Genomic DNA, 22406 nt, shown 5'->3' on the forward strand with positions numbered 1-22406 from the left:
TACCAGAAACATTACCGGAGTAACGTTACCACGGAGGCGAATTCTAGAGATTTTGGCGGGTACGTCAATAGTTATTTCCCCTGTTTGCGGGCGTTTGCTGGAAAAACAGCCATATCGCTGCTTTTAGGGTTTTCAAACAGCCAAATCAGCCAGTCAATCAATACTCTGACCCGTGGCGCGAGAAATCGGCCGGGCGGATACATGATGTAAATCGGCATCGGCGGTGGTGGCGTTTCCGCCAGCACTTCCACCAACTCCCCGTTTTCCAGCCACGGCGCCAACGAATAGTGCGCCGCCTGTATCAACCCCATGCCGGCGCGACAGCCGCTGGTGTAAGCATCGGCGCCGCTGACGCTCAGCCTGGCGGGCAGTTCGCGCCGTTCCACTTTCCCGTTGCGGCAAAATTCCAGCGGGTAATCACGGTTGTTGGCGAGGGAAAAATACCCCACCGCGCGGTGTTGCCGCAGCTCGTCAATGGACTGCGGAACGCCGAACGCCGCCAGGTAACCGGGAGAGGCGCAGGTTAACTGCGGCAGCATGGCGATGCGTCGCGCCACCAGGCTGTCGTCTTCGGTTTCCCAGGCGCGCAGCACGCAGTCCACGCCTTCACGCAGCAGATCCACGTGAGTGTCATTGGCGCCTAACGCCAGCGTAATATCCGGATAGCGCTGATAAAAATCGTCCAGCGCCGGGATAACGATTTCACGCGCCAGCGAATGCGGCATATCGATACGCACCTTGCCGGAAGGTTGCAGCTTATGGCGGCTGAACAGCGTATCCGCTTCTTCCAGCGCGCCCAGCAGCTGTACGCAACGCTGATAATAGAGCGTGCCTTCGCTGGTCACCTGCACCTGACGGGTGGTACGGATCAGCAGCCGTACGCCGAGGCGCTGCTCCAGCCGCTTCAGCACGTTGCTGACCGTGGCGCGCGGCAGTTGCAAGCGCTCGGCCGCCCGGCTGAAACTGCCCAGCTCGACGATACGGGTGAAAATACGCATGGCCTGAACCTGATCCATTTTACCGTCCGTGATTGTTAGCGATTTTTGAACAGTGATGAGTAATCTGCATTATTTATCTTTACAGGGTAAACAACCAGACTTTGTTGCGACACCACTACGGTTAAAAAACAGCAAGAGGGCAGCACAATGCAACAGCGCACATTAGGGTTTAACGGGCCGGTCGTTTCCGCTCTGGGTTTGGGATGCATGGGCATGAGCGACTTTTACTCAACCGATTCCGATGAAAAAGAAGCCATTGCCACTTTGCATCGGGCACTGGAGCTGGGGGTAACCCTGCTGGATACCGCCGATATGTACGGGCCGCATACCAATGAGCAACTGATTGGCAAAGCGATCAAGGGCAAACGGGATCAGGTCTTTCTGGCCACTAAATTCGGCATTTTGCGCGATCCTACCGATCCCGCAGCACGGGGCGTCAGCAGCCGGCCGGAATATATCCGTCGTTCGGTGGAGGGCAGCCTGCAGCGGCTTGGGGTGGATGTGATCGATCTTTACTACCAGCACCGCGTGGATCCCGAAGTGCCGATTGAAGAGGTGGTGGGCACCATGGCGGACCTGATTAGCGAAGGTAAAATTCGTTATATCGGGCTGAGTGAGGCTTCGGTCGCCACGCTGGAGCGTGCGCACAAGGTGCACCCGATTACCGCATTGCAAACCGAATATTCGCTGTGGACGCGCGATGCCGAGCAGGGAACGTTGGCGGCCTGCTCGCGGCTGGGCATCGGCTTTGTGCCTTATAGCCCGCTGGGACGCGGTTTCCTGACCGGGGCGATCCAGCGGCCGGAGGATCTGGACGCCGACGATTTCCGCCGCAGTAATCCGCGCTTCCAGGGCGAGAACTTTGCCCGCAATCTGGCGCTGGTGGAAAAGGTCGCTGAGCTGGCGAAACGCAAAGGTGTCGCACCGTCACAGCTGGCGCTGGCCTGGGTATTGGCGCAGGGCGAACACATTGTGCCGATCCCGGGCACCAAGCGTCGCCGTTATCTGGAGGAGAATATCGCGGCGGCTGAGCTGACGCTGAGCGAGGCTGAGCTGGCGGCGATTGAGGCGGTATTCCCGTTCCAGGCTGCAGCGGGCCCGCGTTATGGCGCCGAGTCGATGACCTATATCAACGGCTAAAAAAAAGCGCAGCGTGAAAACGCTGCGCTCTTGGTCATGATATTCGGCGGGTAACCGTTACTTCTTTTTCTTCGCATCGCGCGGCGCACGGGCGACGGTGGCTTGATACACCTTGAAGCGGCCGTTTTGCGCCAGCACTTCGTGGCTGCCGAAGGTGGCGTCCAGAATGTCCGGGTACGGCAGGAAGGCGTTGGCCACGATGCGCAGACGGCCGCCTATCGGCAGGTGTTTCAACGCACCGCGGATCAGGGTTTCGGCTGCGGTCAGGCTGGTTTGCAGGCCATCGTGGAACGGCGGGTTGGAGATGATCATGTCAAAGCGGCCGGTAATGTCGGAATAGACGTTACTGACGATCACTTCGCCCTCGATACCGTTGGCGGCCAGCGTAGCGCGGCTGGATTCCACCGCGGCGGCGTTGACGTCGCTGAGCGTCAGCTTCACCTTAGGCGACAGCTTAGACAGCACCGAGGCCATGACGCCGGCGCCACAGCCCAGATCCAACACTTTGCCCTTCATGTGTTTTTCCAGGGTCGACAGCAGCAGTGAGCTGCCTACGTCCAACCCATCGCGGCTGAACACGCCCGGCAGGGTTTTCACTTCCAGATCGTGCAGCGGGTAGCTTTCCCACCAGTCGTCCAAATCAAATTCGGTTTGGGTATCCAGGCGACCGTGATACAGGCCACAGCGACGGGCGCTGTCGATTTTTACCAAGGTGGCGTAGTCTTCCATTATCTGTTCCGCACTGCGCACGCCGCTGCGGTTCTCGCCGACCACGAACACTTCTGCGCCTACCGGCAGCAACGCCAGAATGTTGCACAGCTGGAACTGCGCTTCCTGTTTGCTCTTCGGCCAGTAGTAGATCAGCGTATCGCATTCGGCGACAAACTCGGCATCTACGGTCAGACCGAACTGCACGTTGTCACCCATCGCCCGGTTCAGTAACTGCCAGTGATGGTATTGTTGGGTATGGACACGTACATCCGCGGCTTCGAATTGGGCCGGCAGGCTGTCCTGCAGGTCACCGGCGAACAGAACGCGGCGTTCAATAAACTCATCACTGTGGCGCAGCATGACTTCACTGGCGGGGGTTAATGCAGACATCGGTTTTTTGCTCCTGGAAATTAAGCTGGGGATTATAGAGCTTTGTGGCGATATGTTCGACGGGTTTGTTGGCGCAGGCCGCGCGGGTTTGTTAGCATAGCGCGGCGCATGGCAGGCATGGCGCACCACAACGGGTAGCTCCTGACAGGAATCGGCATGGCATCAAAACGCGACTGGCTGTTACAACAACTGGGTATTACGCAGTGGACATTGCGCCGCCCGGGCGTGTTGCAGGGCGAAGTAGCGGTCAGCCTGCCGCCCGATGTGCGTTTGCTGGTGGTGGCGCAGCCACTGCCTGAGCATAACGATCCGCTGTTTTGCGACGTGTTGCGCAGCCTGGGGCTGACCCCGGCGCAAACCTACGGCCTGACGCCGGACCAGGTAGCGATGCTGCCTGAGGATACCGAATGCAACAGTTGGCGGCTGGGCGTCGCGGAGCCGTTCGCGGTGGCCGGCGCACAACTACACAGCCCGGCACTGGCCGAGCTTTCCCTCGACGCGAGTGCCAAGCGCGCACTCTGGCAGCAGATTTGTCATCATGAACACTATTTCTACCCTGACGGCGGCCGATCTGGCCACGGCCTTCAAGATTGAGCAGGCCAGCCACGCCTTTCCCTGGACGCAAGCCACTTTTACCAGCAATCAGGGCGATCGTTACCTTAACCTGAAACTGGATGCCGAAGGGCAGATGGCGGGCTTCGCCATTACCCAGATCGTGCTCGACGAAGCGACGTTGTTCAATATCGCGATTCATCCTGACTGGCAGCGTCGCGGTTTCGGCCGTTTTCTGCTGGAAGCGCTGATTGCGCAGTTGGAAGCCCGTGGCGTCGTCACGCTGTGGCTTGAAGTGCGCGCCTCTAACCGTGCGGCTATTGCGCTGTACGAAGATCTCGGTTTTAACGAAGTGACTCTCCGCCGTAATTACTATCCGAGCGCCAACGGGCGTGAAGATGCGATAGTGATGGCGCTGCCGCTGGCTTGAGCTCGAACAAAAAACAGCTTATTTATTGTTCTGTTGTTTATTTACAACTAATGAGTTGTTTTTAGATGCAGGTACAGCAAATGAGTTGTTTTTGCCTAATTTAACAACTAATGTGTTGTTTATTGCGGTAGGTACAATCAATAAGTTGTTTTGAGGTGAAAGATGCGGAAATCATCAGAGATAGCAAAATTTTTGAAAGAGAAACGCACCGAGCTGGGCTGGAACCAAAAAGACTTTTTGATGAAAATCGGTATGACCCAACAGCAATATCAGCGTATTGAATCCGGCAGTGATATGCGAGTGAGCACCCTGCTACGCATATTGGCGGCGATGGATTTGGAATACCTTATCGTGCCGAAAAACGATGTGCGTGATGTGGAGCGCTTGCTGCAAAAAGAGGTGAACAAGGTTTCTGCAGCCGATGAATTGCAGAGCTTCGAAAAAAAACTGAAAGATCTCGAGGACTAGCTGATGAATGGGCAACGGCAGGTTGAATCGGTACAGGCATTGGCACTGATGCTGCACCAGGTGCGCATTGGTGTGTTGGCGCATTATAGCGGTGGCAAAAATATCCTGACCTTTGATCCGCAATATCTTGCTTTGCCGGAGGCCAGTCGTCCGTTGTTCACCCTAAGACAGCGGGCCCACCCGGGTTATCTTGAACAGGTTTTGATGTCATCACAGCGTCTTCCTCCCGTTTTATCCAATTTACTGCCTGAAGGGGCATTGCGTAGCTGGTTGGCCCAATCTCTGAAAACGCATGTTGATGAAGAGTTTTTTTTGATGGCCTGGGCTGGTGCCAACCTGCCCGGGGCGCTTGAGGCACAAGCGCTTGCTGCAAATGAGATCCCCGCTTGGGCATTAACCTCGCGCGGCGAGCTGGAAGCGGTGCAAATCGACGTCGGGCTGGATACGCAGAAGTTTTCTCTGGCAGGCGTGCAGATGAAGTTTTCCTCTCTGCGTAAAGATGGGCGCTTCAACATCTCTTCTCAGGTGGGAGCTGATAGCTGGATTATCAAAACGCCATCGACGGTTCATCGTAACGTGCCTGCAAATGAATATACGGCGATGCGATTGGCGCAAGCTATCGGTGTGGATATTCCTGATATTGAGCTGGTTGCGTTGGGGCAACTGGATAACTTACCGGATATTCGCTTAGTCGATGAACCTTATGCTTACGCCATTCGTCGTTTTGATCGTAGCGAAAGCGGGCGCGTGCATACGGAAGATTTTGCCCAACTATTTGAACTCTATGCACACGATAAATATCGTGGCAAAAACTATGAGCAAATAGCGGCATACCTTTATGACTGGGGCAGTGACCCTTTGGCCGATGTGCAACAGATGGCCCGCCGCTTATTGGCCAATATTTTGTTGGCGAATGGCGATGCCCATGTAAAAAACTGGTCCATGATCTACCCCAACCAAACCGGTGTTCGGCTTTCTCCCGCTTATGACATTGTTACTACACGGGTTTATATCCCGGGTGAATCAGAAGTGGCGCTGAATATGGCGAGAGAAAAGCGTTGGGCAATGATTTCCATGCAGACTTTTGAGCGTTGGGCGGAGCGCGTCGGCATTCCCTGGCCGGCTATTCGGGTACATTTATTGGATGCCATCGACAAGGCACGCACCTTATGGCCAGGTTTGTTGGAAAACTTACCTATGGTGGCAGAGCACCAATCCGTATTGCGGCAGCACTGGGCTTCGCTCTCATCCGACTTCCGTTTGTAATGACAAACAAAGTTATTCCCCCGCCGGGAAAAGCATTGATTGTCACCGGTTGACAAATCAGCGAAAATGCCCGGCTATTATCTTTTATTTACCGCTTTGCCTGGCGCCGTGCGCGGCGCGTTCTGATGATGTCGCAGGGCGGACTAACCGTAGAATCTGAAAAACATGTCTCCTAGTGAATTTGCCCGCGAAGTCTCGAAAAGAAGAACTTTCGCCATCATCTCGCACCCCGATGCCGGTAAAACCACCATTACCGAAAAGGTATTGCTGTTCGGACAGGCTATCCAGACCGCCGGTACGGTAAAAGGCCGTGGCTCGAACCAGCACGCCAAATCCGACTGGATGGAGATGGAAAAGCAGCGTGGTATCTCGATCACCACCTCGGTGATGCAGTTCCCGTACCGTGAATGTCTGGTTAACCTGCTGGACACCCCGGGGCACGAGGACTTCTCCGAAGATACTTACCGTACCCTGACCGCCGTAGACTGCTGTCTGATGGTGATTGATGCCGCGAAAGGCGTTGAAGATCGTACCCGCAAGCTGATGGAAGTCACCCGTCTGCGTGATACGCCGATTCTGACCTTTATGAACAAATTGGACCGTGATATCCGCGATCCGATGGAAGTGATGGATGAGGTTGAGCGTGAGCTGAAAATCGCTTGCTCGCCAATCACCTGGCCTATCGGCTGCGGCAAGCTGTTTAAAGGGGTTTATCATCTGTACAAGGATGAAACCTACCTTTACCAGAGCGGCAAAGGCCACACCATTCAGGAAGTGCGCATCGTCAAAGGGTTGGACAACCCGGAACTGGACGTCGCGGTAGGCGAAGATCTGGCCGCGCAGTTGCGTGAAGAGCTGGAGCTGGTGAAAGGGGCCTCCCACGAGTTCGATCACGACGCTTTCATGAGCGGTGATTTGACGCCGGTATTCTTCGGTACCGCTTTGGGCAACTTCGGTGTGGACCACATGCTCGACGGCCTGGTGGCCTGGGCACCGGCGCCGATGTCGCGTCAAAGCAGCACCCGTGAAGTGGTGGCGGCGGAAGATAAATTCACCGGCTTCGTGTTCAAGATCCAGGCCAACATGGACCCTAAACACCGTGACCGCGTGGCCTTTATGCGTGTGGTTTCCGGCCGCTACGAGAAAGGCATGAAGCTGCGTCAGGTGCGCACCGGTAAAGACGTGGTGATCTCCGATGCCCTGACCTTTATGGCGGGTGACCGTTCGCACGTGGAAGAAGCCTATCCGGGCGATATCATTGGTTTGCACAACCACGGCACCATTCAGATCGGCGATACCTTCACTCAGGGTGAAGACATGAAGTTCACCGGTATTCCGAACTTCGCGCCGGAGCTGTTCCGCCGCATTCGTCTGCGCGATCCGCTGAAGCAAAAGCAGCTGCTGAAAGGCCTGGTGCAACTGTCCGAAGAAGGGGCGGTGCAGGTGTTCCGACCGATAGCCAACAACGATCTGATCGTTGGCGCGGTCGGTGTGCTGCAGTTCGAGGTGGTCGTTGCGCGCTTGAAAAGCGAATACAACGTGGAAGCCTTGTACGAGTCGGTCAACGTCTCGACTGCCCGTTGGGTTGAATGCAGTGACGTGAAAAAATTCGAAGAGTTCAAGCGCAAGTGTGAGCTTAACCTGGCATTGGACGGCGGCGACAATCTGTCGTACATCGCGCCAACCATGGTTAACCTGAATATCACACAGGAACGCTACCCGGAAGTGGTGTTCCGCAAAACGCGCGAACATTAATAGAATAGCAGGGCGCCTTAGGGCGCCCTGTGTTATGTTGCCCGACCCTACTTCTGCTAATTAATAAATCTCCCTAATAATTTCCCTTTCCCCCGCTGCCGCCAGGATTTCATCGGTATTCCCTACGTTTTTCGCCCTATAGTCTATATTTAACAGGGGAGGGCGTATCCAATAAGCGTAATTCACTGCTTTTTGCTTTTTAGGTAGAGAGTTGTTCGGTGCTGTTGCCAATTGGAGACAGCTCGATCTGTTAAAGATCAGTGAGATAGCTAAAGTGTTGTTTTTACAGGTTGTCATTGTCGCTGATTGGCGACAGATTTTAGGTTAAACAATGAGCTATTTTTTATTTATAATTGATTTTTAACGATATTTTAAGGTTGGCACAGGTGTTGCAATAATCCTTGTGTGACAGCAATCGTTTTAGCGTGAACGTTTGATCGTATAGAAGTCGTGAAGTATTTACTGAGTGGGCCGCATCATGGCGGCTGAAGGATCCGCAATCATTTGGATCCGCAACCAAAGGAAGAGATCGATGAAAAATACCAAATTTGCACAATCACTGATGGCTGTTGTTTTGGGTTCCGTACTGGTTAGTGGCAGCGCGCTGGCTGAAGATACGCTGCTCAATAAAGCGTCAAGTGCCGCCGACAGCGCGGGTGCCAAAATCGATAGCTCCATGAAAAAAGTCGACGGCTACATGGATGACAGCGCAACAACGGCTAAAGTTAAAAGTGCGCTGGTCGACGATAAAACTATCAAAAGCACCGACATCTCCGTGAAAACGGAAAAAGGCACCGTGACCCTGAGCGGTTTTGTCGGCAGCCAGGCGCAGGCCGAGCACGCGGTTGAAGTGGCCGGCAAAGTAGAAGGCGTCAAATCCGTCAGCGACAAGCTGCACGTGAAAGATGAAGCCAAACAGTCGGTGAAGGCTTACGCCGGTGACACCGCAACCACCAGCGAACTGAAAGCCAAACTGCTGGCTGATGACATCGTGCCTTCGCGCAACGTGAAAGTAGAGACCACCGACGGCGTGGTGCAGCTTTCCGGCGAAGTGAAAACCCAGGCGCAGGCTGAACGCGCAGAGAGCATCGCCAAGGCTATCGACGGCGTGAAAAGCGTCAAGAACGACCTGGTCGTGAAGCCTTAATTGAAGCAACGGTAGAACCAAGCTCTACAGGTAGGGGTTCAGCATGCTGAACCCATTGATTCTTTGGGTCATCACGGGCGCAACCTATTGCGCCCCTACGTAAGGAGAGGCTTATGTTTCGTTGGGGCATTATCTTTTTAGTCATTGCATTGATTGCTGCGGCGTTAGGTTTCGGGACGCTGGCGGGTACCGCAGCATGGGCCGCGAAAATCGTTTTCGTCGTGGGGATTATCCTGTTCCTGGTCAGCCTGTTTACCGGCCGCCGGCGTCTTTAGTTTTTCTCAAAGTGTAACAAAGCTTCATTCCTTTTCTTGCAGTAGGGAGGTGCGTCATGAACAGCGACATCATCCTCGGACGCTGGAAACAGCTGAAGGGTCAGGTATGTCAGACCGTGGCGGAATGGTCCGGTAGTGACTGCATTTGGCTGATGGGAAGCAATGACTGCCTCTCTGGCGTACTGCAAGAGGATTACGGAAGAGAGCAAGACGAGGTATCCTCGGAAAAAACGTCTCACTGAGGATACAGGGTTGGGATACAGAATACCCATCACGCTCGGCAATATAGAACCGCTGGCGTATAAACCGTACCGGCCCGGTAAAATGGCGTTGGTATGTGAAGGGGGCGGGCAGCGCGGCATCTTTACCGCCGGCGTGCTGGACGAGTTTCAGCGTGCCCGCTTTAACCCTTTTGAGCTGATGATCGGCACTTCTGCCGGCGCGCAGAATCTCTCGGCCTTTATTTGCGGCCAGATGGGCTATGCACGGCGGGTCATCACCCGCTACACCACCACCGCTGACTTCTTTAATCCGCTGCGCTTTGTGCGCGGCGGGCACCTGATTGACCTCGACTGGCTGATCGACACGACTTCGCAGCAATTACCGCTGGCGATGGACGTGGCGGAAAAGCACCTGGTCGATGGCCGTGAATTCCTGATGTGCGCCTGCCGCAGCGATGACTTCGAACCGACTTACCTGCCGGCGCTGCGCGACAGTTGGCTACCGGCGATCAAAGCCTCCAGCGCCATCCCCGGCTTTTACCGCATGGGCGTAGAGTTGGACGGCGTCAGCTATCAGGACGGTGGCATTAGCGACGCTATCCCGGTCGAAGAGGCCTACCGCCGCGGTGCCGATACCATTGTGGTGATCCGCACCGTGCCTTCTCAGATGTATTACACGCCGCAGTGGATGAAGCGCATGGAGCACTGGCTGAGCGAAAGCAGCCTGCAGCAGATGGTGCGCATCCTGCAACACCATGAGCAAAGCTATCACCGCATCCAGCAGTTTATTGAGAAACCGCCGGGCAAGCTGCGCATCTTTGAGATTTTCCCGCCCAAACCGCTGGCCAGCAATGCGTTGGGCAGTCGCTTGACGTCGCTGAATCAGGATTATCATCTGGGCCGCCGCTGCGGGCGCTACTTCCTGGCGACAGTCGGCCATTGGCTGATGCAACAGGAAGAGCGGGACGGCGTCAAAGTGAAAAAGGCGCTGTCGCGGCGTCTGCTCCAGCCGGAAAATGTCAGAATGCCATCGCCGATCATTACTGATGTCAATCATCCGCATGGCCTTACTGCGCAACCGGAGGCCAACCTGGCCGCACCGAAAATTATCCTGCCGGGCGACGTGCCGCCAGGTGAAGGAGGCGCGCTGTGAGTCACGATTTTACCGACACCCACTGCCATTTCGATTTTCCGCCCTTCAGCGGCCAGGAGAGCGAGAGCCTGGCGCTGGCGGAACAGGCGGGGGTGCAGCGAATTATCGTGCCGACGGTGACTGCCGATCGTTTTGCGCGGGTGTTGAAGCTGGCGCGCGAGCATCAGCCGCTGTATGCCGCGCTGGGGTTGCACCCGCTGTATATTGCCCAGCATCAGGAGCCGCAGCTTGAGCAGTTGGCCGGGTTCCTGGCCAGTCGGCCGCCGAAGCTGGTGGCGGTTGGGGAGATAGGCCTCGATCTGTACATGGAAAATCCGCAGTTTGAGCGGCAGCAGCGGCTGTTGATTGCCCAGTTGAAGCTGGCGAAACAGCATGATCTGCCGGTGATCCTGCATTCCCGCCGCACGCACGATCAGCTGGCCGCCGCGCTGCGCCGAGTGCCGTTGCCGCGCCGTGGCGTGGTCCACGGTTTTGCCGGCAGCCTGTCTCAGGCGCAGGCGTTTATTCGTCTGGGCTATTACATTGGCGTCGGCGGCACCATCAGCTATGAGCGGGCGCAGAAAACCCGCAGCGTGATGGCCCAGTTGCCGCTGACCTCCCTGTTGCTGGAAACCGATGCGCCGGATATGCCGCTTTCCGGTTACCAGGGGCAACCTAACCGCCCTGAACGTGCCGCAGAGGTGTTCCGGATATTGTGCCAACTGCGCCCGGAATCCCCTGATGATATAGCCGCCCACCTGCAACACAACACCCGCGCCCTGTTTCGCTTCTGAACGATAAATGAGTTAAAAAACGTGACTATGATCACATTATAAGATTTTCATTTGCTTCCTGTTGTATGCATTTGTGACATAAATCGGTGCGGGGGTTGCCCCGCTCCGTATAATCGCACCCCGAAATCACTTTCCAGCGGCCCTCTCGTATCGACCGGGTAGGGATGCATTTCTTTTTCGCAACAGGGATACTTTGCATGCAACTCATCATGAGCCTGGTAGGAATGGCGGCACTGATCGCCATAGCCGTGCTGCTCTCCAGCAACCGTCGCGCCATCAAATTGCGCACCGTTGTCTGGGCATTCATCATTCAGGTGGCCATTGGCGCGTTGGTGCTGTACGTGCCGGTGGGCCGCAGCATTCTCGGCGGCATGTCGGCCGGCGTGGCTAACGTGATCGCCTACGGCAACCAAGGGATATCCTTTATCTTCGGCGGGCTGGTGTCCGACAAGATGTTCGAGGTGTTCGGTGGCGGCGGTTTCGTCTTCGCTCTGCGCGTGTTGCCGGTGATCGTGTTCTTCTCCTCGTTGATTGCCGTGCTGTATTACCTTGGCATCATGCAACTGGTGATCCGTGTATTGGGTGGCGGCTTGCACAAACTGCTGGGCACCTCACGCACCGAATCGCTGTCGGCGACCGCCAATATCTTCGTCGGCCAGACCGAAGCCCCGCTGGTGGTGCGTCCGTATATTGCCACCATGACCCAGTCAGAACTTTTCGCCGTCATGTGCGGTGGCCTGGCCTCGGTGGCCGGTTCGGTGCTGGCCGGCTATGCCCAGATGGGCGTACCGCTGGAATACCTGATTGCCGCGTCGTTTATGGCCGCGCCGGGCGGGTTGTTGTTCGCCAAGCTGATGGTGCCGGAAACCGAAAAAACCCACGATAAAGACGATGCGACGAAACTGATCGACGAAAATGACCGCCCGGCCAACGTGATCGATGCGGCGGCGTCCGGCGCGGCATCCGGCATGCAGTTGGCGTTGAACGTCGGCGCCATGTTGCTGGCGTTTATCGCGCTGATCGCCTTGCTGAACGGCATTCTCGGCGGTATCGGTGGTTGGTTCGACTACCCGCAGCTGTCGCTGGAGTTGATGCTCGGTTGGGTCTTCTCGCCGATCGCCTTCCTGATTGGCGTACCCTGGCATGAGGCGATGACCGCCGGTTCGTTTATCGGCCAGAAGATTATCGTCAACGAATTTGTCGCTTACATGAACTTCGGCGCCTATTTGCGTCCGGACGACGTGGTGGCGGCGGAAGGCTTGCAGGTGCTGTCGACGCATACCAAGGCGATCATCTCCTTTGCGCTGTGCGGCTTTGCCAACCTGTCATCGGTGGCGATCCTGCTCGGCGGCCTGGGCAGCATGGCACCGAACCGTCGTCACGATATCGCGCGCTTCGGCCTGAAGGCGGTCGCGGCCGGCACGCTCTCCAACCTGATGAGCGCCACCATCGCCGGGTTCTTTTTGGCGCTGTAAGCCAGGCAAGGTTCCGCAATGGCGCGCCAAGCCCTATTGCGGGACACCGCCTATACTCTAAGACGGGCACGCGATGTCGTGCTCGTCGTCTGCATCCGTTTCTTTAGCGAATTTGTGAACGATATCGCGTTATTTTGTGATGTTCTTCACATATAATTCCGTCCTGTTACAGTGTTATTTCATATAGTGTGACTCTGAGCGCGAATTGCCCCGGGCGATCGTGTTCAAATAGCTATTACTGACCCTGCACGATATGCAGGGCCAAGTGCGGTGAGAAGGATCTCAGTTGCCGCCGTGGGAACCCGTTCCCCAGCGCTATCTTCAAGGAACCAAGTCCGCTCGCCAACACCCAGATTCGCAGTTGGAGAGTTTTATGACCGAATTAACCGCAGCAGCGCAACGTGCGCTGGCCCTGATGGATTTAACCACGCTGAACGATGACGACACCGATGAGAAAGTGATCGCGCTGTGTCGTCAGGCCAACAGCCCGGCTGGCCATACGGCGGCCATCTGCATTTATCCGCGCTTTATTCCGGTGGCGCGCAAGACTCTGCGTGAGCAAGGGACGCCGGACATCCGCATCGCAACCGTCACCAACTTTCCGCATGGCAACGACGATATCGACATCGCGCTGGCGGAAACCCGTGCGGCTATCGCCTATGGCGCCGATGAAGTTGACGTGGTGTTCCCGTACCGCGCGTTGATCGCCGGTAATGAGCAGGTCGGTTTTGAACTGGTGAAGCAGTGCAAACAAGCCTGCCAGGCGGCCAATGTGCTGCTGAAAGTGATCATTGAAACCGGCGAGTTGAAGCAGGCTCATCTGATCCGCAAGGCATCGGAAATTGCCATCGACGCCGGTGCCGATTTTATCAAAACCTCTACCGGTAAAGTGCCGGTCAACGCCACGCTGGAAAGCGCAGAGCTGATGATGTCGGCGATCCGCGATCTGGGCGTCGCCAAAACGGTGGGGTTCAAACCGGCCGGCGGCGTGCGCACGGCAGAAGATGCGCTGCATTATCTGCAACTTGCCGATCGTATTCTGGGTGAAGGCTGGGCCGATGCGCGTCATTTCCGTTTCGGTGCTTCCAGTCTGTTAGCCAGCCTGCTGCTGACGCTGGGCCACAGCACCGCAGCGCCTGGCAGCGGTTACTGATCGATAACGTCGGCAAGGCGCGATGCAGCGCCTGCCTGCACCCTACATTCGCTCAATCAGGGGGATGCTTTGTTCCTGGCACAAGAAATTATTCGTAAAAAACGTGACGGTCAGCCGTTGAACGAGGCGGAAATCCGCTTTTTCATCAATGGGATCCGTGACAATGTGGTTTCCGAAGGTCAGATCGCCGCGCTGGCGATGACCATTTATTTCCACGATATGACCATGCCGGAGCGCGTGGCGCTCACCATGGCGATGCGTGATTCCGGCACCGTGCTGGATTGGAAAAGCCTGTCGTTGAACGGGCCCTTGGTCGACAAGCACTCCACCGGCGGCGTGGGCGATGTCACTTCGCTGATGCTCGGCCCGATGGTGGCCGCCTGCGGCGGCTATGTGCCGATGATTTCCGGCCGCGGTCTGGGCCATACCGGCGGTACGCTGGACAAGCTTGAGGCGATCCCTGGTTTTAACATTTTCCCGGACGATAACGCCTTCCGCAAAATTATTCAGGACGTTGGCGTGGCGATTATCGGCCAGACCAGCTCGTTGGCACCGGCGGACAAGCGTTTCTACGCCACCCGCGACATCACCGCCACCGTGGATTCGATCCCGCTGATTACCGCTTCTATTCTGGCGAAGAAGCTGGCGGAAGGGCTGGATGCGCTGGTGATGGACGTTAAAGTCGGCTCCGGCGCCTTTATGCCGACCTATGCGCTGTCGGCCGATCTGGCGCAGGCGATCGTCGGCGTGGCCAACGGCGCAGGATGCAAAACGACTGCGCTGCTGACCGACATGAATCAGGTGCTGGCCTCCAGTGCCGGCAATGCGGTGGAAGTGCGCGAAGCGGTGCGTTTCCTGACCGGCGAATACCGCAATCCGCGCCTGCTGGAAGTGACGATGGCGCTGTGCGTGGAAATGCTGCTTTCCGGCGGTCTGGCGAAAGATGACGCCGACGCGCGCGCCAAGCTGCAGGCGGTGCTGGACAATGGCAAAGCGGCTGAGGTGTTTGGCCGCATGGTGGCGGCGCAGCAGGGCCCGACCGATTTCGTTGAGCGCTACGACAGCTATCTGCCGGCCGCGACCCTGAGCAAGCCGGTTTACGCCGAAAAACAGGGCATTATCAGCGCGATGGACACCCGTGCGCTGGGCATGGCGGTGGTATCGCTGGGCGGCGGTCGTCGCCGCGCGACCGACAGTATCGATTACAGCGTCGGCCTGACCGGCATGGCGCGCCTGGGCGATAAAGTGGATACCCAGCAGCCGCTGGCGGTGATCCACGCCAACGACGAAGAGAGTTGGCAACAGGCGGCCGAAGCGGTACGCAGCGCTATGGTGCTGAGCGACAAAGCGCCGGAAGAAACGCCAGTGGTGTATAAGCGCATCACGGAATAATTAACGAATCAGGAGCGGCAGCGGCCTTTTCGCTGTCGCCCACAGCGTGAGAACACGCAGGAGAGCACAGATGAAACGCACATTTATTATGGTTCTAGACTCATTCGGCATTGGCGCAAGCGAAGACGCCGAGCGTTTTGGCGACAAGGGTTCCGATACTCTGGGCCACATTGCCGAGGTTTGCGCGCGCGGTGAAGCCAACGTTGGCCGTCAGGGCCCGCTGACTCTGCCTAACCTGAGCCGTCTGGGTCTGGGGAAAGCGGCGGAAGAATCCACCGGTACTTTTCCGCAGGGGCTGGACAGCAATGCGGATATCATCGGTGCCTACGCTTATGCGAGCGAACTGTCTTCCGGTAAAGATACGCCGTCAGGCCACTGGGAAATCGCCGGCGTGCCGGTCTTGTTCGATTGGGGGTATTTCAGCGACGAACACAACAGCTTCCCGCAGGAACTGCTGGACAAGCTGGTCGAGCGCGCCAATCTGCCGGGTTACCTCGGTAACTGTCACTCCTCCGGCACCGTGATCCTCGATCAACTCGGCGAAGAGCACATGAAAACCGGCAAACCGATTTTCTATACCTCCGCCGACTCGGTGTTCCAGATTGCCTGTCACGAAGAGACCTTCGGCCTGGACCGTCTGTATGAGCTGTGTGAAATCGCCCGTGAAGAATTGACCGAAGGCGGTTACAACATCGGCCGCGTGATCGCGCGCCCGTTCCTCGGCAACAAGCCGGGTGAGTTCCAGCGTACCGGCAACCGTCACGATTTGGCGGTAGAGCCGCCGGCACCTACCGTGCTGAAAAAACTGGTGGACGAGAAGGGCGGCGAAGTGGTGTCGATCGGTAAAATCGCCGATATCTACGCTAACGTCGGCATCACCAAAAAGGTGAAAGCCACCGGCATCGACGCACTGTTTGACGCGACCCTGATCGAAATGGAAAAAGCCGGTGACAACACCATCGTGTTCACCAACTTTGTTGATTTTGACTCCTCTTACGGCCACCGCCGCGACGTGGCGGGTTATGCCGCCGCGCTGGAGCTGTTCGACCGCCGCCTGCCGGAGCTGCTGAAATTGGTGAAAGACGAAGACATCATTATCTTCACCGCCGACCACGGCTGCGACCCGACCTGGCCGGGCACCGACCACACCCGTGAGCACATTCCGGTATTGGTTTACGGCCCGAAAGTGAAACCGGGCTCGCTGGGCCACCGTGAAACCTTTGCCGACATCGGCCAGACCGTTGCCAGCTACTTTGGCCTGTCACCGATGGATTACGGTAAGTCCATGTTCTAAGCCTTGTCTTTCGAGCCGCAGCCTTGTTGGCTGCGACTCGACATCCAAAGGCTTATACGTTTAACGTTTCTATTAAATAAGATTTCTAAAGGAAGATAATTATGGCTACGCCGCACATTAATGCTGAAATGGGTGATTTCGCTAACGTAGTACTGATGCCGGGCGATCCGCTGCGTGCAAAATACATCGCGGAAACCTTCCTGGAAAACGCGGTGGAAGTGAACAACGTGCGTGGCATGCTGGGCTTCACCGGGACCTACAAAGGCCGCAAAATCTCCGTAATGGGCCACGGTATGGGTATCCCGTCCTGTTCCATTTACGCGCGTGAACTGATTGCCGAGTTCGGCGTGAAGAAAATCATCCGCGTGGGTTCTTGCGGCGCAGTGCGCGACGATATCAAACTGCGCGACGTAGTGATCGGCATGGGCGCCTGCACCGATTCCAAAGTGAACCGCATGCGTTTTAAAGATCATGACTATGCGGCGATTGCCGACTTTGACATGGTGCGCAACGCGGTAGACGCTGCGGCGGCGCAAGGTATCCCTGCGCGCGTGGGCAACATCTTCTCCGCTGATCTGTTCTATACGCCGGATCCGGACATGTTCCAGGTGATGAAGAAGTACGGCATCCTGGGCGTAGAAATGGAAGCGGCCGGCATCTACGGCGTGGCGGCTGAGCTGTATGAAGAGTTCGGTTGTAAGGCGCTGACCATCTGTACCGTTTCCGACCACATTCTGCGTCACGAAGCCACCACCGCCGCAGAGCGCCAAACCACCTTTAACGAGATGATCGTTATCGCGCTGGAATCCGTGCTGTTGGGCGACAAAGAGTAACAATACTGCGGGCGCAGCATCCTGTTGCGCCCCTGTGCCAATCTATTCATCCTCCGCAAGGATTTTCTTCGAATGCTTTACCGTACAGGTAGTTGGCACCAGTAATCTATTCACCGATCTATTCACACATGAATAATGGCGAGCAAGTTATGCGCCTGGCTTAAGGGCGTTTCGTTTCTTCTTTATCCTGTGGCTTGTCGTCATCGTCGTCTTCCACCGTATTACCTTCTTCCAGCGGCGTATTGGCGGTCAGCAGATACGGCGATTGCTGCCAGCGGCTGCGGCGATGTTGCAGCAGGGTACGCGCCAGAATAATGCCGATGGCCAGCGCCAGCAGGATCATCAGACGCAGCAGGTTGGTGGTGTTATCCACCTGTTTGGATTCGGTCGCCAGCACGTGGGTGTCCAGCGTAATGCGGATAAAGCCTATCGGGCCGTCTTTGCCCTGAATGGATTCCACCAACTGGTGATTGAAATAGCTGCCGGCACGTTTGCCGTCAAGTGACAGGCGATCGCGTATACTGATCTGTTCACCGGCGTGGGAAACCAGCGTGCCGTCCAACTGATAGACGCTGGCGTCCAGAATGCGGCTGTGGTCGGTAAGCTGTTTGAGGATGGCGTCTACGCGCTGGTTGTCGACGTCGCTGTCGTCATCGAGCAAAGGTGCCAGGCTGGAGGCCACCTGTTTGGTCAGCGTTTGCGCCAGTTCTTCCACCTGTTCGGATCGCGCCAACTGGTGACTCAGGCTAAAATAGGACGCGCCCTGCATCAATAACACCAGCAAAGCCAGGCAAATCAGGATAATAGCGGTGCGGTGCAGGCGGAATTTCAGTTTAGCGCGAGCCATTCAGGTTCCTTGGGCATCTTGGACACTTTATGTTGCCAGAACCAATGACGATAGGATAGCTTGATGCGTCGTTTTATCATGCAGCGTTTTTTCAGGAGTTAATGATGTCGAATAGTCTGACCTATTGCGATCTCCCGGCAGAGATCTCTCAATGGCCGGGTCTTCCCCTTTCGCTGAGCGGCGACGAAGTGATGCCGCTGGACTATCGGGCGGGCCATACCGGTTGGCTATTATATGGCAGGGAACTGGATAAAACGCGCATTACCCATTTCCAGCGCAAGCTGGGCGCGGCTATGGTGATCGTCACCGCCTGGTGCGTAGAGGATTATCAGGTCGTGCGTCTGGCGGGCACCCTCACGGCGCGCGCCAAAATACTGGCGGCGGAGAGCGGGCTGGACGTAGCGCCACTCGGCAAGATCCCTCATTTACGCACCCCTGGGCTGCTGGTGATGGACATGGACTCCACCGCGATCGAGATTGAATGCATCGACGAAATCGCCAAGCTGGCGGGTGTGGGTGATGAGGTGGCGGAAGTGACCGAACGCGCAATGCGCGGCGAGCTGGATTTTACCGCCAGCCTGCGTCAGCGCGTTGGCAAGCTGAAAGGCGCCGATGCCAATATCCTCAAACAGGTACGCGATGAACTGCCTCTGATGCCCGGGTTGATCAACCTGGTGCGCAAGCTGCAGGCGATGGACTGGCATGTGGCGATCGCTTCCGGCGGCTTCACATACTATGCCGAGTACCTGCGCGACAAACTGAAGCTGGTGGCGGTGGCGGCCAACGAGCTGGGGATCCGCGATGGCAAGCTGACCGGCGAAGTGCTGGGGCCGGTGGTTGACGCACAGTTCAAGGCCGATACGCTGGTCGCGCTGGCGGAAAAGCTGGGCATCCCGCCGCAGCAGACCGTGGCTATCGGCGACGGTGCCAACGATTTGAAAATGATACAGGTGGCCGGGCTGGGTATTGCCTACCACGCCAAACCGAAAGTGTATGACAAGGCGCAGGTGTCCATTCGCCATGCGGACCTGATGGGCGTGCTGTGCGTACTGACCGGCAGCCTGAAACACGAAGTTCGCTAACCCCGTCATACTTGAAGCTGCCTCTGTGTTAGCTGCGAGCGCTCACCTCAGTCACTTACCTAAGTAAGCTTCTGAGGATTCTCGCTCTGGCTGCCTTGACGCAACTCCAATTATTTAGGGTATAAACAAAAGATTGAGGTAATACGTGGCAAAAGCAGCAAAACGGGCGTTTGTATGTAATGAGTGCGGCGCAGATTATCCGCGCTGGCAGGGACAGTGCAGCGCTTGTCACGCCTGGAACAGCATTACAGAAGTTCGTCTGGCTGCGGTGTCCTCTTCTTCTCGCTCCGAGCGTTTAAGCGGCTATGCCGGCGATGCCGGCATCAGCAAAGTGCAAAAACTGTCGGACATCAGCCTGGACGAGTTGCCGCGTTTTTCTACCGGCTTTCTTGAGTTTGACCGCGTACTGGGCGGCGGCGTGGTGCCGGGCAGCGCGATCCTGATCGGCGGCAACCCCGGCGCCGGTAAAAGTACTCTGCTGTTGCAGGTGTTGTGCAAGCTGTCCGAGCAGATGAAAACCCTGTACGTCACCGGCGAGGAATCGCTGCAACAGGTGGCGATGCGCGCTCACCGCCTCGGGTTGCCGACCGGCAACCTGAACATGCTGTCGGAAACCAGTATCGAGCAGATTTGCCTGATCGCCGAACAAGAGCAGCCGAAGCTGATGGTGATCGATTCGATCCAGGTGATGCACATGGCGGATATCCAGTCTTCGCCGGGCAGCGTGGCGCAGGTGCGGGAAACCGCCGCCTACCTGACGCGCTTCGCCAAAACGCGCGGCGTAGCGATTGTCATGGTCGGTCACGTCACCAAAGACGGTTCGCTGGCCGGGCCGAAGGTGCTGGAACACTGTATCGACTGTTCGGTACTGCTGGACGGCGATGCCGATTCGCGTTTTCGTACGCTGCGCAGCCACAAAAACCGCTTCGGTGCGGTGAACGAGCTGGGCGTGTTCGCCATGACCGAGCAGGGCCTGCGAGAAGTCAGCAACCCGTCCGCCATCTTTCTCAGCCGTGGCGATGAAGTCACCTCCGGCAGTTCGGTGATGGTGGTTTGGGAAGGAACCCGGCCGCTGCTGGTTGAGATCCAGGCGCTGGTTGATCATTCGATGATGTCTAACCCGCGCCGGGTCGCAGTCGGCCTGGAGCAGAACCGGCTGGCGATCCTGTTGGCGGTGCTGCACCGCCACGGCGGGTTGCAGATGTCGGATCAGGATGTGTTTGTGAACGTGGTCGGCGGGGTGAAAGTCAGCGAAACCAGCGCCGATCTGGCGTTGCTGATGTCGCTGGTGTCGAGCCTGCGCGATCGCCCACTGCCGAACGATCTGGTGGTGTTCGGTGAAGTGGGGTTGGCGGGGGAGATCCGTCCGGTGCCGAGTGGGCAGGAGCGCATTTCCGAGGCGGCGAAGCACGGCTTCAAGCGCGCTATCGTTCCGCACGCCAACGTACCGAAAAAACCGCCGGCGAATATGCAGGTGTTCGGCGTGAAGAAACTGGCGGACGCCTTGGACGTGTTGGAACAATTCTATTAATTGCCATGTGATGCGCAGAATATGCTATTTTGTTTAGCATATTAAACCCTATGAATTTCAAGTTGCAGCTAGGCGCCCAGCTCGCTCATTCCCAGACGCTTACTAAAGTCAAGTCACTGGGATGAGCGACAAATCTGTCGGGAACAGATTTGAACGCTGCTTGCAGCGGCCCCGAAGGGGCAAGGCCCACGGATGGGTCTTGTAAAGCAGGTAACAACGCTGTGGCTTGAAATACGACGGGTATAAACGGAGGGATTATGCGGCAATTCGACTACCTGAAGGCGTCTATCAAGCAGAAGAACTGTACCCTGCAGCAGGTGGCGGATGCCAGCGGCATGACCAAAGGCTACCTTAGCCAGCTGTTGAACGACAAAATCAAAAGCCCGAGCGCCCAGAAACTCGAAGCGTTACACCGTTTTCTTGGCCTGGAGTTCCCGCGCCGCGAGAAAAAAGTCGGTGTGGTGTTTGGTAAATTTTACCCACTGCACACCGGCCACATTTACCTGATCCAGCGCGCCTGTAGCCAGGTGGATGAGCTGCACGTGATTTTGTGTCACGACGAACCGCGTGACCGGGAACTGTTCGAGAACAGTTCGATGTCGCAACAGCCTACGGTCAGCGACCGTCTGCGCTGGCTTCTGCAAACCTTCAAATACCAGAAAAACATTCATATTCATTCGTTCGACGAGCAGGGCATCGAACCCTATCCGCACGGCTGGAACGTTTGGAGCGACGGGATGAAAGCCTTCATGGAACAGAAGGGCATCGTGCCGAGTTTTATCTATTCCAGCGAAACGCAAGACGCCCCGCGTTATCGCGAGCACCTGGCGACGGAAACCATTCTGATCGATCCCGAACGTTCATTCATGAACATCAGCGGCCGCCAAATCCGTCAGGATCCTTTCCGCTATTGGGATTACATTCCGACCGAAGTGAAGCCGTTCTTTGTGCGCACCGTGGCGATCCTCGGCGGCGAGTCGAGCGGCAAATCGACGCTGGTGAACAAGCTGGCGAACATTTTTAACACCACCAGCGCCTGGGAATATGGCCGCGACTATGTGTTCTCGCACCTGGGCGGCGATGAGATGGCGTTGCAGTATTCCGACTACGACAAGATTGCGCTGGGGCAGGCGCAGTACGTTGACTTTGCAGTGAAATACGCCAACAAGGTGGCATTTATCGATACCGATTTCGTCACTACCCAGGCGTTCTGCAAAAAGTACGAAGGGCGCGAGCACCCCTTCGTGCAGGCGCTGATCGACGAGTACCGGTTTGATCTGGTGATCCTGCTGGAAAATAACACCCCGTGGGTGGCGGATGGCCTGCGCAGCCTCGGTGCGCCGACCGATCGCAAGGCATTCCAGCACCTGCTGGAAGAGATGCTGCGCGCCAACAATATCGAGTATGCGCACGTGGAGTCCAGCGACTATGAGGAGCGCTTCCTGCGCTGCGTCGAACTGGTAAAACAGTTGTTGGCAGCCGATGCCAGCCGACTGGTGGGCGCCACGACGGAATAAGCC

At 56.7% G+C, this 22406-nt stretch carries 22 protein-coding genes; 19 read left to right on the forward strand and 3 right to left on the reverse strand.

The genetic code is table 11. The annotated features are described in order from the left end of the window. Nucleotides 1-71 precede the first annotated feature (71 nt). Nucleotides 72-1016, reverse strand: coding sequence for a LysR family transcriptional regulator (locus SPL01S_RS07340; protein ID WP_063198605.1), 945 nt, complete (start codon nucleotides 1014-1016; stop codon nucleotides 72-74). Nucleotides 1017-1145: 129 nt separating this feature from the next. On the opposite strand from SPL01S_RS07340, the gene SPL01S_RS07345 reads away from it, so the two are divergent. Next, the gene (locus tag SPL01S_RS07345) at nucleotides 1146-2138 is read left to right on the forward strand and encodes an aldo/keto reductase (RefSeq protein WP_062869563.1); all 993 of its coding nucleotides are present in this window, start codon (nucleotides 1146-1148) and stop codon (nucleotides 2136-2138) included. A 57-nt stretch (nucleotides 2139-2195) separates the two neighbouring features. Here the strand turns inward: SPL01S_RS07345 and rsmC are convergent, their stop codons facing one another. After that, the gene (gene rsmC / locus SPL01S_RS07350) at nucleotides 2196-3239 is read right to left on the reverse strand and encodes a 16S rRNA (guanine(1207)-N(2))-methyltransferase RsmC (RefSeq protein ID WP_004949908.1); all 1044 of its coding nucleotides are present in this window, start codon (nucleotides 3237-3239) and stop codon (nucleotides 2196-2198) included. A gap of 156 nt (nucleotides 3240-3395) precedes the next feature. Here rsmC and SPL01S_RS07355 point away from each other — a divergent pair, with 156 nt between their 5' ends. The 15 genes from SPL01S_RS07355 (at nucleotide 3396) to deoD (ending at nucleotide 17426) form a co-directional block, all read left to right on the forward strand. Further along, nucleotides 3396-3833 carry a DNA polymerase III subunit psi gene (locus tag SPL01S_RS07355; RefSeq protein WP_063198607.1) on the forward strand — a complete coding sequence of 146 codons (438 nt, stop codon included), beginning with the start codon at nucleotides 3396-3398 and terminating at the stop codon, nucleotides 3831-3833. Then, nucleotides 3778-4221: a ribosomal protein S18-alanine N-acetyltransferase gene (gene rimI, locus SPL01S_RS07360; protein ID WP_063198610.1), complete on the forward strand. Its 444-nt coding sequence runs from the start codon at nucleotides 3778-3780 to the stop codon at nucleotides 4219-4221. Before SPL01S_RS07355 ends, rimI begins: the two co-directional genes overlap by 56 nt. A gap of 162 nt (nucleotides 4222-4383) precedes the next feature. Next, nucleotides 4384-4689, forward strand: coding sequence for a helix-turn-helix domain-containing protein (locus SPL01S_RS07365; protein WP_062869569.1), 306 nt, complete (start codon nucleotides 4384-4386; stop codon nucleotides 4687-4689). Between the two features lie 3 nt (nucleotides 4690-4692). Further along, complete coding sequence (locus SPL01S_RS07370) at nucleotides 4693-5955, forward strand: type II toxin-antitoxin system HipA family toxin (RefSeq protein ID WP_063198613.1); 1263 nt, start codon at nucleotides 4693-4695, stop codon at nucleotides 5953-5955. 165 nt (nucleotides 5956-6120) lie between these two features. Beyond that, nucleotides 6121-7710: a peptide chain release factor 3 gene (prfC, locus tag SPL01S_RS07375; RefSeq protein ID WP_063198615.1), complete on the forward strand. Its 1590-nt coding sequence runs from the start codon at nucleotides 6121-6123 to the stop codon at nucleotides 7708-7710. Nucleotides 7711-8242: 532 nt separating this feature from the next. Continuing rightward, entirely contained in the window at nucleotides 8243-8857 is a 615-nt protein-coding gene (gene osmY, locus SPL01S_RS07380; protein ID WP_004949915.1) for a molecular chaperone OsmY, read from the forward strand. Between the two features lie 113 nt (nucleotides 8858-8970). After that, nucleotides 8971-9132 carry a DUF1328 domain-containing protein gene (locus SPL01S_RS24450; RefSeq protein ID WP_004949916.1) on the forward strand — a complete coding sequence of 54 codons (162 nt, stop codon included), beginning with the start codon at nucleotides 8971-8973 and terminating at the stop codon, nucleotides 9130-9132. Nucleotides 9133-9188: 56 nt separating this feature from the next. After that, entirely contained in the window at nucleotides 9189-9374 is a 186-nt protein-coding gene (locus SPL01S_RS07385) for a CsbD family protein (RefSeq protein ID WP_020438417.1), read from the forward strand. 10 nt (nucleotides 9375-9384) lie between these two features. Further along, the gene (locus SPL01S_RS07390; protein ID WP_062869575.1) at nucleotides 9385-10506 is read left to right on the forward strand and encodes a patatin-like phospholipase family protein; all 1122 of its coding nucleotides are present in this window, start codon (nucleotides 9385-9387) and stop codon (nucleotides 10504-10506) included. Continuing rightward, on the forward strand, nucleotides 10503-11279 hold the full coding sequence (locus tag SPL01S_RS07395) for a TatD family hydrolase (RefSeq protein ID WP_063198618.1): 777 nt from the start codon (nucleotides 10503-10505) through the stop codon (nucleotides 11277-11279). The genes SPL01S_RS07390 and SPL01S_RS07395 overlap by 4 nt, the downstream gene beginning before the upstream one ends. A gap of 197 nt (nucleotides 11280-11476) precedes the next feature. Next, complete coding sequence (locus SPL01S_RS07400) at nucleotides 11477-12754, forward strand: NupC/NupG family nucleoside CNT transporter (protein WP_063198620.1); 1278 nt, start codon at nucleotides 11477-11479, stop codon at nucleotides 12752-12754. Between the two features lie 373 nt (nucleotides 12755-13127). Continuing rightward, a complete protein-coding gene (deoC, locus tag SPL01S_RS07405) occupies nucleotides 13128-13907 on the forward strand; it encodes a deoxyribose-phosphate aldolase (RefSeq protein ID WP_063198623.1) in 780 nt (259 codons plus the stop codon). A gap of 69 nt (nucleotides 13908-13976) precedes the next feature. Further along, the gene (gene deoA, locus SPL01S_RS07410) at nucleotides 13977-15299 is read left to right on the forward strand and encodes a thymidine phosphorylase (RefSeq protein ID WP_006323498.1); all 1323 of its coding nucleotides are present in this window, start codon (nucleotides 13977-13979) and stop codon (nucleotides 15297-15299) included. Between the two features lie 70 nt (nucleotides 15300-15369). Next, nucleotides 15370-16593: a phosphopentomutase gene (gene deoB / locus SPL01S_RS07415; RefSeq protein ID WP_063198626.1), complete on the forward strand. Its 1224-nt coding sequence runs from the start codon at nucleotides 15370-15372 to the stop codon at nucleotides 16591-16593. Between the two features lie 101 nt (nucleotides 16594-16694). Next, nucleotides 16695-17426, forward strand: a complete 732-nt coding sequence (deoD, locus tag SPL01S_RS07420) for a purine-nucleoside phosphorylase (protein WP_063198629.1) — start codon at nucleotides 16695-16697, stop codon at nucleotides 17424-17426. 160 nt (nucleotides 17427-17586) lie between these two features. Here the strand turns inward: deoD and SPL01S_RS07425 are convergent, their stop codons facing one another. Continuing rightward, nucleotides 17587-18273, reverse strand: a complete 687-nt coding sequence (locus tag SPL01S_RS07425) for a YtjB family periplasmic protein (protein ID WP_062869583.1) — start codon at nucleotides 18271-18273, stop codon at nucleotides 17587-17589. Between the two features lie 104 nt (nucleotides 18274-18377). Between SPL01S_RS07425 and serB the strand changes: the two genes are divergently transcribed. From serB to nadR, 3 genes are all read left to right on the forward strand, one after another. Further along, on the forward strand, nucleotides 18378-19355 hold the full coding sequence (gene serB, locus SPL01S_RS07430) for a phosphoserine phosphatase (protein ID WP_013811426.1): 978 nt from the start codon (nucleotides 18378-18380) through the stop codon (nucleotides 19353-19355). A 145-nt stretch (nucleotides 19356-19500) separates the two neighbouring features. Continuing rightward, the gene (gene radA, locus SPL01S_RS07435) at nucleotides 19501-20886 is read left to right on the forward strand and encodes a DNA repair protein RadA (protein WP_004949941.1); all 1386 of its coding nucleotides are present in this window, start codon (nucleotides 19501-19503) and stop codon (nucleotides 20884-20886) included. A gap of 257 nt (nucleotides 20887-21143) precedes the next feature. Then, nucleotides 21144-22403, forward strand: coding sequence for a multifunctional transcriptional regulator/nicotinamide-nucleotide adenylyltransferase/ribosylnicotinamide kinase NadR (nadR, locus tag SPL01S_RS07440; protein WP_004949943.1), 1260 nt, complete (start codon nucleotides 21144-21146; stop codon nucleotides 22401-22403). Nucleotides 22404-22406: the final 3 nt, after the last annotated feature.

The sequence above is a fragment of the Serratia plymuthica NBRC 102599 genome (assembly GCF_001590925.1).
Lineage (GTDB): Bacteria > Pseudomonadota > Gammaproteobacteria > Enterobacterales > Enterobacteriaceae > Serratia > Serratia plymuthica.

Excerpts from the sequence above, each read along its gene's own strand:
- deoC (WP_063198623.1), top strand. The coding sequence starts at position 13,128 with ATGACCGAATTAACCGCAGCAGCGCAACGTGCGCTGGCCCTGATGGAT.
- SPL01S_RS24450 (WP_004949916.1), top strand. The coding sequence starts at position 8,971 with ATGTTTCGTTGGGGCATTATCTTTTTAGTCATTGCATTGATTGCTGCG.
- osmY (WP_004949915.1), top strand. The coding sequence starts at position 8,243 with ATGAAAAATACCAAATTTGCACAATCACTGATGGCTGTTGTTTTGGGT.
- deoB (WP_063198626.1), top strand. The coding sequence starts at position 15,370 with ATGAAACGCACATTTATTATGGTTCTAGACTCATTCGGCATTGGCGCA.
- deoD (WP_063198629.1), top strand. The coding sequence starts at position 16,695 with ATGGCTACGCCGCACATTAATGCTGAAATGGGTGATTTCGCTAACGTA.
- rsmC (WP_004949908.1), bottom strand. The coding sequence starts at position 3,239 with ATGTCTGCATTAACCCCCGCCAGTGAAGTCATGCTGCGCCACAGTGAT.
- nadR (WP_004949943.1), top strand. The coding sequence starts at position 21,144 with ATGCGGCAATTCGACTACCTGAAGGCGTCTATCAAGCAGAAGAACTGT.
- serB (WP_013811426.1), top strand. The coding sequence starts at position 18,378 with ATGTCGAATAGTCTGACCTATTGCGATCTCCCGGCAGAGATCTCTCAA.
- SPL01S_RS07425 (WP_062869583.1), bottom strand. The coding sequence starts at position 18,273 with ATGGCTCGCGCTAAACTGAAATTCCGCCTGCACCGCACCGCTATTATC.
- SPL01S_RS07340 (WP_063198605.1), bottom strand. The coding sequence starts at position 1,016 with ATGGATCAGGTTCAGGCCATGCGTATTTTCACCCGTATCGTCGAGCTG.
- prfC (WP_063198615.1), top strand. The coding sequence starts at position 6,121 with ATGTCTCCTAGTGAATTTGCCCGCGAAGTCTCGAAAAGAAGAACTTTC.
- SPL01S_RS07385 (WP_020438417.1), top strand. The coding sequence starts at position 9,189 with ATGAACAGCGACATCATCCTCGGACGCTGGAAACAGCTGAAGGGTCAG.
- SPL01S_RS07370 (WP_063198613.1), top strand. The coding sequence starts at position 4,693 with ATGAATGGGCAACGGCAGGTTGAATCGGTACAGGCATTGGCACTGATG.
- SPL01S_RS07400 (WP_063198620.1), top strand. The coding sequence starts at position 11,477 with ATGCAACTCATCATGAGCCTGGTAGGAATGGCGGCACTGATCGCCATA.
- rimI (WP_063198610.1), top strand. The coding sequence starts at position 3,778 with ATGAACACTATTTCTACCCTGACGGCGGCCGATCTGGCCACGGCCTTC.
- SPL01S_RS07355 (WP_063198607.1), top strand. The coding sequence starts at position 3,396 with ATGGCATCAAAACGCGACTGGCTGTTACAACAACTGGGTATTACGCAG.
- SPL01S_RS07365 (WP_062869569.1), top strand. The coding sequence starts at position 4,384 with ATGCGGAAATCATCAGAGATAGCAAAATTTTTGAAAGAGAAACGCACC.
- SPL01S_RS07345 (WP_062869563.1), top strand. The coding sequence starts at position 1,146 with ATGCAACAGCGCACATTAGGGTTTAACGGGCCGGTCGTTTCCGCTCTG.